Consider the following 14,738-nt stretch of genomic DNA (forward strand, 5'->3'; position numbering starts at 1 on the left):
CAGAGTCGGAAGGTGGCCTGGTTGCCGTGCTCGCTGACGCTCGTTGCCACGAGCGATCCTTCCGCGGATCTGACGGTGGCTACTGTGTCGTCGTAGTTGACGCCGTACACCCATGCGGGTGCTGCACGAACCTGCACCAGGTCCGGCCCGATCGTCTTTGCGTTCAACGCTTCCCAGAACACGTCACCAGAGTCGGAGGGAAGCGCGAACCAGACTTCAGTGTCCGCGTCGGACGACGATTGCGTCGGCATAAGCGAAGATCCCGCCCATTCGGCCGTCCGACTGGGGTGCTGCCGGTACTCGCTCATGGCGGCAATCTATCCTCGCCATGCACCCGACCGCACTCGGTTTCGGTCGACGACACTGCCCGACCTCGAGCCCGGTTGACGATCCCTTGCCGGACGCCGTCGTACGCTGTGCGAGTGGTGAGCATGATCATCCTCGTGATGGCCGAGTACATGGTCGACGATTCCCCGCTGTGGTACCGCGCGTCGCGGTCTAGAGAACACTCCGGAGTTGCCGAGGCCACGGACCTCGGCCTAAGCGCGTCACTCCGGCACGACCTACAGGCATGGAACGACATCTTCGAGCAGGTGAGGCAAGAAGTGTTCGACGATCGTGACGGGTCGAGCTCAGTCCCGTCGACCTCGGCGTCCCCCGAGCTGTTGGAAGCACACCGAGTCGAGTCCTTCACCCTCGCGAGTCGCGTACAGCTCGAACTCGGCGACGACGTCCACGTCTGGTGCGGCGCAGGCAGCGGCATCGACACGTTGACCGAATCAGGGACGGCCGTTGTACTGCCGAACGGACGACCAGGCAACGACGTCGAGTTCTTCCACAACGGGAAGCGCGACGTCAGATCGGCGCGTGCTGCCCGCGCACGGGAGGGAACAGCCAAAGCAATTGTCCACTGGCGAGCCCTCACCGAGCGAGTCGAGACGCCGTTCGGCGACGCTGGAACCCGAGCCCTCGGACTCCGAACAGCCGGCCGCCTGCAGAGCGACGTCGGGCCGCACGCCCAGGTCATCTTCTATGCTGGCGCATCGGCGCCGTACCAGCTCGACCAATTCGACTGAGATGACCACCGTCCGGTAACCGATCGGCATTCGGACACGTCATCGGAAGCCGACGGAGGTATCCGCTTCGCTGGTGCTGCGCGTCCACGACCGATAGACAGTGAGCCACGTCCAACGAAGGAGTTGCCGATGCTGGTTCAGGTTTGTGGTCTTCCCGGTGCAGGGAAGTCGACGCTGTCTGCTGCGATCGCGGAGTTGACGTCCTCGCTGACGCTTCGCGTTGATGCGATCGAGGGCGCGATGTGGAAGTACCAGATTCCGCGGGGGCAGTCTGGGATCGCCGCGTACTCGATCGTGCATGCCATCGCGGTGCCGAATCGGCGGCGAGGACAGGTGGTCATCGCCGACGCGGTGAGCGGTGTGGAACCCGCTCGGGCTGGATGGGTGTCGACAGCGGAAGCCGCTGGGGTACCACTGCGCGTGATCGAGGTCGTGTGTGCGGACGTCGACGAGCACCGTCGCCGCGTGGAGCAGCGTGCGAACGACCTTCCGGGGTTCACCTTGCCGACGTGGGACGAGGTACAGCGCACTGCCGACGAGTACGAGCCGCGCACGGACGATCGACTCGTCGTTGACAGCATCCGCCCACTCGAAGAGACGGTTCGCCAGGCCGTCGACTACCTGGCACTCGACGCCCGGTAGAGGATCCTCTATCGGAACATCGAGCGATTGTTTCCTGAGGGGCGTGGGCCCTTAGCGGCGGACCTTGAGCTCTCCTCTGCTGGTGATCTGGATCGTTCCGGTCGGGTAGGTGACGTCACCGCAAGCTGTCTTGTCCTGAGAAGCGAACAGCCGCGTCGACTTCCTCCCGATTTCCGCCTTGGTCGTGGTGTCCGCGGCGGTCAACATGAACTTGTGTCCGTTCGGCTCGGAAGACCGCGCGGTGACCGTGTTCTTCGTTGCCGCATCGGCACAAACATCGTCGAGACAGACCGAAAGGACGTGTCCGGGGTGCGCATCGACCCACGCAGTGGCGTCGATCGCCACGCTGGCGGTCGATTGGCGGCTTCCGCTGCATCCTGTGACGGAGCATGCCGTCACGCTCCCCGCTAGGAACACGGCCAGTATGCCGCCCGCGGTTGCACGCTTGCCCCACTCCATAGGTCGACCGTACGTCAAGAACTACTATTCGGAGCCCACCACGTGATACCTGTGCATTGTCGCATTTTCATCCCCTTGTGCACGGTGGTTTTGTCGAGTTGAGACTGATTCCGGGGGAGAGGCATCAGGTCCTCGTTACGTCACCTTCAGCGCGACTCAGAACGCGCTGTACTGGGGCATCTGCTCGCAGTCAGAGAAGAAGTGCATTTCGGGTGTGGAGGACATGACCGGGAAGGTCTCGACCATGGCGCAGCAAGGTGAATGGATCCTCGAGCGTCACGGTCACAACGGCGGAACCAGCATGCTGGAGCCTTTCGGCAAGATCCCGACGCTCGGAACCAATTTGGACTCGGTGTCAGCGCTCGGGTCCACTGGAAACTTCTCGTTCACGTTCAAAGACACCGGGACGACTTGCTGAAGACGTTCGCGATCAACCCGGTCATCGCCTCGATCGTGTACGGCGCCGTGAACTCCGACTTCGCGCATTGGTCCGGTCTGAAGTAGGTGTTCGAGAACAGCTCTCACCGGCTGAGCCGCAACAGCCTCCGCAGCCGCCGCACGCCCGCTGGCGACGAAGGCTCGCCCACGGCGACCGACTCGAAACGCGCCCGGACTGCCTCGGCGTCGAACCCGTACCCGATGGCGACGAGTGCCCGAGCTGTGGACGCGGTCCCGAGCGGTTCGACGTGGACCGTGCCGGTGACGACGTGCACCACGTACGGCCGACTGGCGCTGCCGATCCGCACGTCGACGATGCCCTTGATCCGCGCGACGCCCGGAACGGGTGTGTCGAGCAGGTCGACGAGCGCGTCCGCGGACACCGGGGCGTGGAGTTCGCGGGTGACGGCCTCGGCGTGGTGGTGCACGTGCTCCGGTTCCGTCAGGCCCGAGAAGTCGAGCTCGTCCGATGCGGCCCGCTCCGCGACGTCGAACAGCACGGTGGGGTCGATCGCGCCGCGCACGGCCGAGACGACGACGGCCCGCGGGGCGACGGCCCCGAGCGCGCGGAGGACGCGGTCGGCGTCCGGTGTGCGGTCGGTCTTGTTCGCCACCACGAGCGATGCCGTCCGGTAGCGGGCGTCGCCGAGGCGTTCCGCTTCGGTCGTCCGCGCGAACCAGGCGGCGTCGACGACCTCCACGAGTCCGCCCCACCGGGCGCGGGGCGCCGAGCTGAACCGGATGAGGCGCGAGAGCACCGCGGGATCGGCTGCGCCGCTCGCTTCGACCAGGACGACGTCGAGTGCGAGTCGTGCGTCGGTCAGGCGTTCGAGGGCGTCGTCGAGTCCGCTGGTGTCGTCGAGGCAGCAGATGCACCCGCCGGAGATCGAGGCCGCCTCGTCGATCTGCCCGACCACCAGTCCGGCGTCGATGTTCACGGCGCCGAAGTCGTTCACCACGACGCCGATGCGGGCGCCCGGCGTGCGGAGCAGTGCGTTGACCAGGCTCGTCTTGCCGACGCCGAGCGGTCCGGTGATCGCGACGACGGGCACGGTGGAGCGTGGGTTCACGGCTGACCTCCGTTCCGCCTCGTGGATGAGAACAGTTATCATCAAAGCATGTCGGATGTGGTCTTCCCGTTCAGTGCGGTCCTCGGTCAGGACGAGCTGAAGCGCTGCCTCGCGCTCTGCGCGGTCGATCCGGGCATCGCCGGTGTCCTGGCGATCGGTGACCGTGGCACCGCGAAGACGACGACCGTGCGGGGCCTCGGGGCGCTGCTCCGCACGGCGGGGGTGCCGATGCCGATCGCGGAACTGCCGCTCGGCGCCAGCGAGGACCGGGTGCTCGGGTCGCTCGACATCGATCGCGCCCTCCGCGGCGAGGTCGCCTTCGCGCCGGGCGTCCTCGGTGAGGCGCACGGCGGCTTCCTCTACATCGACGAGGTGAACCTGCTCGACGACCTGCTGGTGGACGTGCTGCTCGACGTCGCCGCGTCCGGGGTGAACCGGGTGGAGCGCGACGGCATCAGCCACGTCCACCCGGCCCGGTTCGTGCTCGTCGGCAGCGGGAACCCCGAGGAGGGCGAGTTGCGCCCGCAGCTCGAGGACCGTTTCGGCCTGGCGACGGCGGTCACGACCATCACCGACGTCGACGTCCGCCTGGAGATCGTCCGCCGACGCCTCCGCTTCGACCGCGACCCGGCCGCGTTCGTCGCCGCCGCACGCGACGCGGAACTCCGGCTGGGCGAACGCATCGTCCGGGCGCGTGAGCTGCTCGACGAGGTCGAGGTGTCCGAGCGGATCCTGCGCCAGATCGTCGACGTCTGCGTCGAGTCCGGCGCGATCGGCCACCGAGCCGACCTCGTGATGACGCGGACCGCCCTCGCCGGCGCGGCCTTCGCCGGCCGGACGGACGTCACCGGCGCCGACGTCGCCATGGCAGCCGTGCCGGCACTCCGACACCGGACCCCGCGCCAGCCGGCGGAACGTGCCACAGCCCCTGCGGCGCGCGTCCGGCTGGCGACGGCCCGGGTGCTCGGCCTACGGGCCGCGTGACCGACGACCAGCACCGGGCGGTGCTCGACCGATGGCTCGCCGGCGACCGGTTCGGGATCCTCTGCACGGGCGACGCGGACACCGCCGAGAAGGCCTTCCGCGAGCTCGCCGATGCAGCTGATGCCCGCTTCGCGCACGCCGAGGCGGTCGACGTCGAACAGCTCGCGGCGGTCCAGGGCGAGCGCGTGCTCGCCCTGGCGTGGGACGCCCGCGACGTCGCACCGGCGCTGCTCCGCCGCTGTACGGCCGTCCTCCGGTTCGCACATCCACGCGCCGTCACGCTACCGAGATCATGCAGGGCACCGGCCTGGAGGCTCGACGAACTGTCCGGCGCGGTCGTCCGGCTCCTCGACGTGGCCGGTCTCCGCGACCACGGGCTCGACGTGGCTGCATCGCGTCTCGCCCTGGGGCTGGCAGAGGGCGGCCACCCGGATCCGCTGGCCGTCGTCGCGGAGGTCGTCGCGGGGCCTCGGCGCTCCCGATCTGCCGTACCCGAGGACCCGACCGGGGGAGCGGAAGGCGAGTGTGGGGACGACGCGGCCGGCCCGTCGGTCGAGGACGAGGCGGACGGCATCCAGAGCGGACCGGCGACCGAAGACCCCGCAGCGACCGCCGACGACGAGGACGGCGACGGAACGGCAGCAGGCGGTCAGGACACCGGTGCCGGCGACGAGGACGGTACGGGCAGTGGGCGCTCTGACCGCCCGGACGCGACCGGCGAACCGGATGCGCGCGACTCCGACTCGACGGACGAGGGGCCCGGCGACGAGGCGGACGGGACCGACGAGGGCGACGCCAGCGCCGATGACCGGGCGACCAGCAGCACGGACGTGTCCCGCGGTGCGGAGGCGAGCACCGCCTCCAGGCCGGACGGAGACCCGACCGGCAGTGACAGCGCGACCGGTACTGACGACGCGACCGGCGCGACGGCGACGGCGCAGGAGTGCCCGCTCGACGGTGACCGCACCGGCCTGGCGGTCACCGTCGAGGCGACCCGCGTCACGATCGACCACGCGATCCGCGTCCGCCCGGCGACGCGGAGCGACCGGCACCTGCGTGGGCGAGACGGGCCGTCGAGCCGATCGGGCGACCGCGGGCGGATCGTGCGTGACGTGGCGCTCGACCGCGGTCGGGGTGGGATCGCCGTGGTGCCGAGCCTGCGACGCGCGGCGGTCCGGGTGGCGCTCGAGACCGCGACGGGCCGACCCGATCCGGTCCCGCTCGTCCGCGACGACCTGCGTGCCGCCGTCCGGGCGCGACGAGGGGGGACCCACACGGTGGTGCTCGTCGACGGCTCGTCGTCGTTGGGGCGGGCGGGACTCGACCGGGCGGGTTCCGCCGCTGACCGCATGGCCGCCGCGGTCTGCGCGCGACGCGGCACCGTGAGCGTCGTCGTGGCGGCCGGTGACCGTGCGGAGATCGTCGTCACCCGCGCGACGAGTCTGCACCGCACCCGGTGGGGGATCGGCCGGGCACGGACGGGTGGCGGGACGCCGCTCGCGCACGGGCTCCTGGTCGCCGCGGAGCTGCTCGACGTCGACGAGCCCGCTCGTCGCCGGCTGGTGGTCGTCTCCGACGGCAGACCCACGGTCGGACTCGATGGAACGGTGCTCGGCGAGGCCGCGGCGGTCGGCGAACTCCGGGCGGTGCTGCTCGACGTCACCGCCCGCGTGCCGGACGTCGCCCTGCTCCCCGTGGGCGTGCCTCCCGGGATCCGGTTCGAGCGGGACACGGGGCCGTTCCGCGCTGCTGGCGTCCGGGTGCTCGGGGACGGACGCGGCTGAAGGGCGTCTGCCCTCCCGGCTCGCGGTCCTGCCCGCGATCCGGGGTCAGCGGGTGCGGATCGCCAGGCGCTGGAGCGTCATCGCGCCGTCTTGGGTGAAGAGTCCCAGACGGCCGGCCCTGCGGTCGTGGAGCCGCGTGCTCAACGCCACGGAGCCGTCGATGACCGCGACACAGATGTCGCCGTCGAGGTGCACTTGGATCCGGTGCGCTCCAGGAGCGAGCTCCACAGGGCGTTCCAGTTCCACGGCGTGCGGCACGTCACCGAGGATCTGCCACTGCTCGGTCCCGGTGCTGCCGCGCGGCCACCGGTCGAACACGACCCGGTTCCGATCGGGTTCGAGGCGGAGCGCGTACCCCTCCTCGCCGTCGTCACTCGTGCGCAGGAGCAGCCCGAGCGAGGCGGTGCCGGGCTCGATGACGACGTCGGCGACGACCAGTGCTTCGTCGGGGAGTTCCGGTCCGACCCACGACGCGTACCGGGTGGTCGCACCGTTCCCGACCGTCCCGTCGGCGCCGTTCACCGGTTCGAGCTGCGCCGTGACGTCCGACTCGTGCCGGTACGCGGCCTGCACCGCGTCCGGCAGGTCGAACCGGAGCGAACCGTCCGGGCGCTGGTGTGCCTGCAGTGTCGCCATGGTGCCGGCCCACTGCCAGGCTCCTTCGTCGCGGTAGCCGTCCTTCGTCGCGATCCAGCCGACGAAGTACCGGTCGTCGCCGAGCGCGACCGTCTTCGCTGCGTAGAAGGCGCGTCCGTCGACGGTGTCGTCCGTCGGGGCGAGCCACGGCCCGTCCGGGGACGTCGCGATGCGGTACCGGGTGCAGAACGCATCGGAGAACTCCGAGTACACGAGGTACCACCACTCGCCCCACTGGAACACGTCGGGGCACTCCTGGGTGATGAAGCGGTGTGGTTCCCAGAGCGGTTCGGCGTCGCGCCACGTGACCAGGTCGTCCGACTCGAGTCGAGCGACGAGCCCGGACCGTCGGTAGGGGTCAGCCCGCCGCCGTGTCGCGAGCAGCATCTGCCAGGGCCGGTCGGCGGCCGGCCGGAACACGAAGGGGTCTCGCCAGTCTTCGGGGGAGTAGCCGGCGAGTGCGGGGAAGTCCCAGTCGGGGTGCTTCGTCCAGTCGGTGAGGTCGCCGTCGGAGGTCGCGTGACAGACCACCTGCGCGTCCTTCGGCCCACTGTCCGCCTCGATCGTGATGCGCGGGTTGTGGCCCGTGTAGAAGAGGTGCAGCGCTCCGGTCTCGTCCTGGACGACGCTCCCCGTGTAGCAGTCGAAGTCGCTGGCCTCCGGTCCGCCGGACGGGAGCACCACGCCGCGGTCCTCGAAGTCGACGAAGTCGGTCGTGGTCACGGCGCCCCACGGCATCCCCGTGCTCCGCTCGAGCGGGGGAGCGTCGGGTCGCTCGTCGAGCAGGTAGAACAGCCATGCCGTGCCCTCGTGCTCGAAGGGGATCACGTCCCCGACGAAGCCGTTCGGCGGCTGGAAGTGGGTGCTGCGGTGGACGGTCACCTAGGTTCCTTCGGGTCGTGGGGATGCGAGCGAGCTGCGGGGCACGTAGTCGCAGGGGACGAGGTGTCGGCCGGGCTGCTCCGTCGCCGCGAGGAGCAGCGTTCCGGCGTCGTAGCCCATCTGCTGGTGCGGGAGTGCGACGGTGGTCAACGGCGGGTGCATCTGGTCGGCGAGGTCCGGCTGGTCGTCGAAGCCGACGATGCTGATGTCCTCGGGGCACCGCATGCCGAGTGACTGCGCGGCCATCAGGGCACCGACGGCCATGCGGTCGTTGCCACAGATGATCGCCGTCGGACGGATGGTCGTCAGGACCTCCATCGCCAGGTCGTAACCGGAGCCCACCTGGAACGTGCCGAACGCGACGCGGATGCTGTCGGCCGAGACGTCCGCGTCGGCCGCGGCCCGCTCGAGTCCGCGCTTGCGCTCCCGGCAGGCGTAGTCGTCCTCGGGGCCCCCGAGGAATGCGATGTCGGTGTGTCCTGCCGCGAAGACGGCGGCGGCCACGTCGTACCCGCCCTGGAACTCGTCGGCCAGCACGGTGACGGCGGGTGCGTCGCCGGACGGGAAGCAGTTGACGTAGACGGTCCGGACGCGCTCGAGGCCGTCCACCGGTGTGACGTACTCCGGACCGGGTGCCGCGTAGATGAGCCCGGCGACGCCCTGCTGGACGAGGTTCTCGACCGCTGCCTTGCCGCCGTCCGTGGTCTGCGCGGTCTCGACCACGAAGCAGACGTAGCCGGCCTCCTGGACCGCCTGCTGCACACCGAGCACGATGTGGCCGGCGTACGGCTGGGCGACGAGTCGGTCGGCGATGACCCCGACCGTGTACGACCTGTTCGAACGCAGCGACTGCGCCGCGCGGTTCGGTTGGAAGTTCAGCTCCTTCGCCGCCTCGAGCACCCGGGCTCGGGTGTCCGCAGCGATGGACACGTCCCTGCGGTCGTTCAGCACGAACGACACGGTCGGTTGTGACACGCCTGCGTGACGTGCGACGTCCTTCATCGTGACGCGGTGCGGCTGCGTCGTGCGTTGGCGGCTCGCCATCGACCCTCCTTCATCACCCTCATCATGCCAGAGCAAATACGTATTGCGTCGACCGTTGCCGGTGTGTACGCTCGCCACAAATACGTATTGGCACCCGGTCATCGGGGCCATCATCGCTCAGAGAGGAGCGACCGTGACGAACGGATTCAGTACACCGATCGACCGGCGCACGCTGTTCAAGTTCGGCGGAGCCGGGCTCGCGCTGGCCGGCATCGGCTCGCTGGCTGCCTGCTCGACCAGCGGCGGAGGGGGCAGCGGATCGGGGACCGTGAAGATGCTCTACTTCGGCGAGCAGAGCGCCGCCAGTGCACTGCAGAAGGCGATCGAGCCGAAGATCAAGCGCCTGGACAAGAAGGCCAGCCTCGAGGTGACCGCGATCAACGGCACCGACTGGAACGACTTCCTCGCCAAGGTGCTCACCCAGATCGCCTCGGGCGACGTCCCGGACATCGTCAGTGTCGCCACCGAGGGGCAACAGCTCCTGGCGTCGAAGAACCTGCTCACGCCGCTCGACGAGTACGTCACGAAGAACCTGTCGGACCTGCACGAGTACTTCACCGGCGCACACCCGGTGCTGCTCGAGTCGACGATGTACCAGGGACACCTCTACACGCTGCCGGACAGCTTCAACGCCGGCAGCATGTTCTACTCGACCGACCTGTTCGACAAGGCCGGCCTCGCGCGCCCCGCGGCCGACTGGACCATGGACGACTTCCACTCCTCGGCCGATCGCCTCGCGAAGGTCGGTGGCGGTACCTACGCCTTCGACTGGGTGGTGCGGCTCTGGGGGAGTTGGACCTCGTTCCTTTACGCCAACGACGGGAACCTGCTCGAGGAGGGCAAGTACTCCGGCGGCGACTGGCTCTGGAAGAGCAAGGCGTTCTCCGACAACCCGATCGGTGTCGCCGGCCGCAAGGGCGGATGGAAGTGGGGCGACCCCACCGCCAACTCGGACGCGGCCATCGAGGCGCTGCAGTACGTCATCGACCTGCAGAAGTCCGGCGCATCGCCCTCGCCCGATGTCGGCGGTGGTGCCACCCTGCAGGGGCTGATGGCCTCCGGTCGGATCGGCATGACCATCGGCGGCGGCTTCTGGGCCGGTGGGCTCCACAACGCGGGCATGAAGGACGGCAGCTTCGACGTCGTGCAGTTCCCCACGTGGAAGAGCAACAAGTCGCTCTTCGGCGCCGGTGGGTACGGCATCTTCAACTCGTCGAAGCAGAAGGACCTGGCCTTCGAGGTCATCAAGCTGATGGTGCAGCCGGAGAGCTTCGATTCGCTGTGGCCGGGCAACGTGACCACCCCGGCGCAGAAGTCGCTGATGACCGCGGAACGCTACTCCACGACGGGGCCGGAGCACTGGTCGGTGTTCTACGACCAGCTCGACAACTCGGCACCCATCTCGGCACCGCCGTACTACAACGCCCTCGCGACGGCGCTCAACCAGCGCACCACGCAGGCGATCTCCTCCGGCAACGCGAAGAAGGCTCTCGACGGCCTGCAGGCTGACATCGAGAAGGCTGCTGCGCAGGCGTCGTCGTGACCGCAGCGACCGGAACACGCACCCGGCGGGCCGCGACGGCCGCCCGTCGGCCAGCGGCCAGACGTGCCCGTCGGCGGGAATCCACCTTCGGCTTCCTCATGATCGGGCTCGCGGTGGTCTTCGTCGCCGTGTTCACCCTCATCCCGATCCTGGCCTCGCTCGGACTGTCCTTCACCTCCTGGGACGTCATCAGCAGCCCCAAGTGGGTCGGGTTCGACAACTACGTCCGACTCTTCACGGACGGGCCGGTCCTGGCGTCCTTCGGAGTCACCATCGGACTCGCCCTCGCCATCGTCGTCCTGCAGATCTCGCTCGGACTCCTGCTGGCCGTGCTGGCGAACAACCGGAAGCGCAACGCCACCCGCGTGTTCTTCCGCACGTCGTTCTACCTGCCACTCCTGGCATCGACCGCCGCCGTGTCGATCTTCATGGGCTACATCTTCGACACGAAGTTCGGCCTCATCAACTACTACCTCAACGAGATCGGCCTCCCGGGGGCGCACTGGTTGAACGACCCCTTCTGGGCGAAGGTCACGATCGTGATGGTCGTGGTCTGGCAACAGGTCGGGTTCACCTTCGTGCTCTTCGTCGCCGCACTGCTGGCGGTGCCGGTGGACGTCCAGGAAGCGGCCTCCATCGACGGCGCCGGCCCCTGGCGATCGCTGTTCCAGATCAAGGTCCCGTTGATCAGCCCCACGATCCTGTTCGCGACCGTCATCGCGATGATCAACGCGATGCAGCTGTTCGATCAGCCGTTCATCATGACCAAGGGCGGGCCCGGTACCGCGACGACGACGGCCACGATCTCGATGTACCAGGCCGGGTTCCAGAACCTGCAGTTCGGGTTCGCCTCGGCCATCGCGATCCTCCTGCTGGTCATCATCGGCATCATCACCGCCGTCCAGTTCATCGCCGCACGAAAGCTGGTGTTCTACCAATGACGACCACCGACACCCTCAACCCGCTGCACAGCCCGGAGACGGTGGCACAGCCGAGCATCGACCACATCGTCCGGCGCCGGCGTCCTGCCGCCACCGTCGGGAGCGTCATCGGGATGGTCATCCTGATCGTCGCCGCGGTGTTCGCCCTCGGGCCGCTGCTCTGGACCCTGACCACGTCCCTCCGGACACCAGCGGAGTCGTTCAACAACCCGCCGCAGTGGCTCCCGCTGTCCTGGGACTTCAGCAACTACGCCGCGGTGTTCAACCAGATCCCGATCGGACAGTTCTTCGTCAACAGCGTCGTCGTCACACTGCTCATCGTCGTCGGCCAGACCATCACCTGCACCCTGTCGGGCTACGCGTTCGCGATGATCAGCTTCCCCGGCAAGAACACGATCTTCGGGATCTTCCTCGCCACGATGATGGTGCCGATCCAGACGATCATCATCCCCGTCTTCGTCATCCTCAAGGACGTCGGCCTGACCGGGTCGATCGCGTCCCTGATCGTTCCCGCCCTCGGCAGCGCGTTCGGCACCTTCCTGATGCGGCAGTACTTCATGCAGATGCCGAAGGAGCTCGGCGAAGCGGCACGGATCGACGGGGCGAGTCAGTTCGGCGTGTTCTGGCACGTCTACTCGCGGATGGCGAGTCCGGCGATCGCGACGCTCGCGATCCTGAACTTCTCCGGTTTCTGGGCCGAGTACTACCGGCCGTTGATCTTCCTCAACCAGCAGGACTCCTTCACCCTGCCGCTCGGCTTGGTCGGTCTGCAGGGCAACCTCGGGACCGGGTCGATCTCCGTCGTCCTGGCCGGCGTCGTGCTGACGATGATCCCGAGTGTCCTGCTCTTCGTCTTCGCGCAGCGCTACTTCATCGAGGGCGTCACGGCTGGATCCTCCCGATGACCGACACCGTCACCGGCCACCCGGAACTCCGCGATGCCGACACCACCGCTGCCGATCACCACCTCCCGCAGTTCCACGTCAGGCTCCCCCGCGGGTACGTCAACGACCCCAACGGGCCCATCGACATCGACGGACAGGCGCACCTGTACTTCCAGTCCCGACCCCGCGTCGACCTCGACGTCCCGGTGGAGTGGGGGCACGCCACCAGCGACGACCTCGTGCACTGGACGCTGCACCGACCCGCCATCGTCCCCGTCCCGGGCGGGAGCGACTCGGGAGGCGCGTGGTCCGGCAACACCGTGCTCCACGAGGGCACCGTGCGCGCCTACTACTCGGGCAAGGTCGACGACAGTCCGTTCCAGTCGGTGCTCCTCGCCGAATCCACCGATGGCGGCAACACCTTCGGCCCGCCGGTCCAGGTCGTCGCCGATCCGTCGGCCGACGAGGGGATCACGATGTTCCGTGATCCGTTCGTCTGGCAGGACGAGAACGGCTGGTCGATGGCGGTCGGAGCGGCATCGGCGGACCAGACCGCTTCCGTTCGTCAGTACCGGTCTGCCGACGGCATCACCTGGACGTCCGTCGGCGATCTGCTGGCGATGCCCCGCACCACCGTCGACGGCATCGACACCGGCGAAGGGTGGGAGTGTCCGCAGATCCTCCCGGTCGACGGCACCGAGGTCGCCATCGTGGCGTCCTGGTCACACGCGGCGGGACCGGGCGACGTGATCGCGATGCCGCTGGCAGGTCCGCGGCACCTCGACCGGGTCGACGAGGGGCAGCACTTCTACGCAGCATCGGTGATGCGGACCGGATCCTGGGGGGCCGTGCTCTTCGGGTGGATCACCGAGGGGCGGACCGACGAGTGGACCGAGCAGGTCGGCTGGTCCGGCGCCATCTCCGTGCCCCGGAGGACATGGCTCGAGGACGGCCGGCTCCGCAGCGAGCCCCATCCCGCGCTCGAGTCCCTCCGAGCCGGCGGACCACAGCCGGGACACGGAGCGACGATCGGGGCACAGGTGGAGATCGTGCTCCCGGTACCGGTCACCGGGAGCGTCCTGGTGCGGTTCTCGGAGACCGAGTACCTGGCCATCCGCGTCGACCTGGACACCGACACCCTCACCGTCGATCGCGCGCAGGCCAGCCGTGACGACCGTGCCGATCCGACTCCGGCGGTGGTCCGAGCACCGTTCGATCGCTCGGCGGAGCGGCCCGCGGTCCGGGTGCTGTTGGACGGATCCGTCGTCGAGGTGTTCACCAGCGCCGGCCACGCCGTCACCACACGCGTCTACCCCGAGCAAGCACCGCCGTGGACGGTGGAAGCACCTGCTGGGGCACTCGTCTGGGAGCTGGCGAGCGCCGCCGTCACCGTGGTCGGTACGAGATGACCGGGTACCCGATCACCGTCGCGGGCGAGTCGCTGGTCGACGTCGTGCACGACGAGCGGACCCGGGAAGTGCCCGGTGGGAGCCCCGCGAACGTCGCACTCGGACTGGCGCGGCTCGGCACGCCGGTCGAGTTCGCGACGTGGCTCGGGGACGACGCGCGCGGACACCGCATCGCCGATCACCTCCGAGCGTCCGGCGTCCAGGTCGTCGACGACGCGTTCGGTGCGACGCGGACGTCGTCCGCGGTCGTCCGGCTGGCTCCTGACGGCCAACCGACCTACGAGTTCGACATCGAGTGGGACCTGCCGGACCTGCCGCGGACCCCGCGGTGGTTGCACGTCGGATCGATCGGCGCCTTCCTCGAGCCGGGGGCCGGCAAGGTGTCCGAACTCGCCCGGCGCACGGCGGCCGAAGGCGGAACCGTCTCCTTCGACCCGAACATCCGTCCTGCGCTCCTCGGCAGACCGGCCGACGGACGTCGCACGTTCGAACGACTCGCAGCGGTCGCCGACGTCGTGAAGCTCTCCGATGAAGACGCCGGCTGGCTCTACCCGGGGTTGGGTGCGGACGCCGTGCTCGATCGTCTCCTCGAGATCGGCGTCGAGTTCGCCGCCCTCACCACGGGTGCCGCGGGCTCGATCGTGACGACCGCGACCGAGCGGGTGGCCGTCCCCGGCGAACGCGTCGACGTCGTCGACACCGTCGGGGCCGGGGACAGCTACATGGCGACGCTCATCTGGCAGCTCCAGACGCGCGGCGCCGCTGTCGGCCCGATCAGCCGAGACAGCCTCCGCGAGCTCGGCCGCCTCAGTACGCGTGCCGCGGCGATCACCGTCGCCCGGCGTGGCGCCGATCTGCCGACCAGGGACGACCTGTTCTCCGCCGCCCTCGAGATCCGCTGATGACCGCCCCGCCCAACTGGACTTCCCGGTCCTCAGCGGCGCCT

Annotated in this window: 14 protein-coding genes; 9 read left to right on the forward strand and 5 right to left on the reverse strand. The window is 69.0% G+C overall.

What is annotated here, in order from left to right:
- Positions 1 to 308: hypothetical protein (locus tag SOM35_RS09575; RefSeq protein ID WP_320515212.1), on the reverse strand; the 308-nt coding region annotated here is incomplete at its 3' end.
- 114 nt (positions 309 to 422) lie between these two features.
- Between SOM35_RS09575 and SOM35_RS09580 the strand changes: the two genes are divergently transcribed.
- Positions 423 to 1,076 (forward strand): hypothetical protein, encoded by a 654-nt coding sequence (locus SOM35_RS09580; RefSeq protein ID WP_320515213.1) that lies wholly within the window; start codon positions 423 to 425, stop codon positions 1,074 to 1,076.
- Positions 1,077 to 1,205: 129 nt separating this feature from the next.
- Entirely contained in the window at positions 1,206 to 1,718 is a 513-nt protein-coding gene (locus SOM35_RS09585; protein ID WP_320515214.1) for a P-loop nucleotide/nucleoside kinase family protein, read from the forward strand.
- A gap of 51 nt (positions 1,719 to 1,769) precedes the next feature.
- On the opposite strand, the gene SOM35_RS09590 is transcribed toward SOM35_RS09585, so the two are convergent.
- Positions 1,770 to 2,177, reverse strand: coding sequence for a hypothetical protein (locus SOM35_RS09590; RefSeq protein WP_320515215.1), 408 nt, complete (start codon positions 2,175 to 2,177; stop codon positions 1,770 to 1,772).
- 521 nt (positions 2,178 to 2,698) lie between these two features.
- Positions 2,699 to 3,685 carry a CobW family GTP-binding protein gene (locus SOM35_RS09595; RefSeq protein WP_320515216.1) on the reverse strand — a complete coding sequence of 329 codons (987 nt, stop codon included), beginning with the start codon at positions 3,683 to 3,685 and terminating at the stop codon, positions 2,699 to 2,701.
- A 48-nt stretch (positions 3,686 to 3,733) separates the two neighbouring features.
- Here SOM35_RS09595 and SOM35_RS09600 point away from each other — a divergent pair, with 48 nt between their 5' ends.
- Both SOM35_RS09600 and SOM35_RS09605 read left to right on the forward strand, forming a co-directional pair.
- Positions 3,734 to 4,669, forward strand: a complete 936-nt coding sequence (locus tag SOM35_RS09600; RefSeq protein ID WP_320515217.1) for a magnesium chelatase ATPase subunit I — start codon at positions 3,734 to 3,736, stop codon at positions 4,667 to 4,669.
- Positions 4,666 to 6,453, forward strand: a complete 1,788-nt coding sequence (locus tag SOM35_RS09605) for a VWA domain-containing protein (RefSeq protein WP_320515218.1) — start codon at positions 4,666 to 4,668, stop codon at positions 6,451 to 6,453. Before SOM35_RS09600 ends, SOM35_RS09605 begins: the two co-directional genes overlap by 4 nt.
- Positions 6,454 to 6,498: 45 nt before the next feature.
- Here the strand turns inward: SOM35_RS09605 and SOM35_RS09610 are convergent, their stop codons facing one another.
- Positions 6,499 to 7,971 carry a glycoside hydrolase family 32 protein gene (locus SOM35_RS09610; RefSeq protein WP_320515219.1) on the reverse strand — a complete coding sequence of 491 codons (1,473 nt, stop codon included), beginning with the start codon at positions 7,969 to 7,971 and terminating at the stop codon, positions 6,499 to 6,501.
- Positions 7,972 to 9,015 carry a LacI family DNA-binding transcriptional regulator gene (locus SOM35_RS09615; RefSeq protein ID WP_253465780.1) on the reverse strand — a complete coding sequence of 348 codons (1,044 nt, stop codon included), beginning with the start codon at positions 9,013 to 9,015 and terminating at the stop codon, positions 7,972 to 7,974. It abuts the gene before it with no gap.
- 133 nt (positions 9,016 to 9,148) lie between these two features.
- Between SOM35_RS09615 and SOM35_RS09620 the strand changes: the two genes are divergently transcribed.
- The 5 genes from SOM35_RS09620 to SOM35_RS09640 are packed head-to-tail and all read left to right on the forward strand — an operon-like array spanning position 9,149 to position 14,694.
- Positions 9,149 to 10,558 carry an ABC transporter substrate-binding protein gene (locus SOM35_RS09620; protein WP_111076283.1) on the forward strand — a complete coding sequence of 470 codons (1,410 nt, stop codon included), beginning with the start codon at positions 9,149 to 9,151 and terminating at the stop codon, positions 10,556 to 10,558.
- A complete protein-coding gene (locus SOM35_RS09625; protein WP_320515220.1) occupies positions 10,555 to 11,499 on the forward strand; it encodes a carbohydrate ABC transporter permease in 945 nt (314 codons plus the stop codon). Before SOM35_RS09620 ends, SOM35_RS09625 begins: the two co-directional genes overlap by 4 nt.
- Positions 11,496 to 12,404 carry a carbohydrate ABC transporter permease gene (locus SOM35_RS09630; RefSeq protein WP_111076285.1) on the forward strand — a complete coding sequence of 303 codons (909 nt, stop codon included), beginning with the start codon at positions 11,496 to 11,498 and terminating at the stop codon, positions 12,402 to 12,404. The genes SOM35_RS09625 and SOM35_RS09630 overlap by 4 nt, the downstream gene beginning before the upstream one ends.
- Positions 12,401 to 13,792: a glycoside hydrolase family 32 protein gene (locus SOM35_RS09635; RefSeq protein ID WP_320515221.1), complete on the forward strand. Its 1,392-nt coding sequence runs from the start codon at positions 12,401 to 12,403 to the stop codon at positions 13,790 to 13,792. Before SOM35_RS09630 ends, SOM35_RS09635 begins: the two co-directional genes overlap by 4 nt.
- The gene (locus tag SOM35_RS09640) at positions 13,789 to 14,694 is read left to right on the forward strand and encodes a carbohydrate kinase family protein (RefSeq protein ID WP_320515222.1); all 906 of its coding nucleotides are present in this window, start codon (positions 13,789 to 13,791) and stop codon (positions 14,692 to 14,694) included. The genes SOM35_RS09635 and SOM35_RS09640 overlap by 4 nt, the downstream gene beginning before the upstream one ends.
- Positions 14,695 to 14,738: the final 44 nt, after the last annotated feature.

This window comes from Curtobacterium sp. CFBP9011 (assembly GCF_034045095.1).
In the GTDB taxonomy this organism is placed as follows: domain Bacteria; phylum Actinomycetota; class Actinomycetes; order Actinomycetales; family Microbacteriaceae; genus Curtobacterium.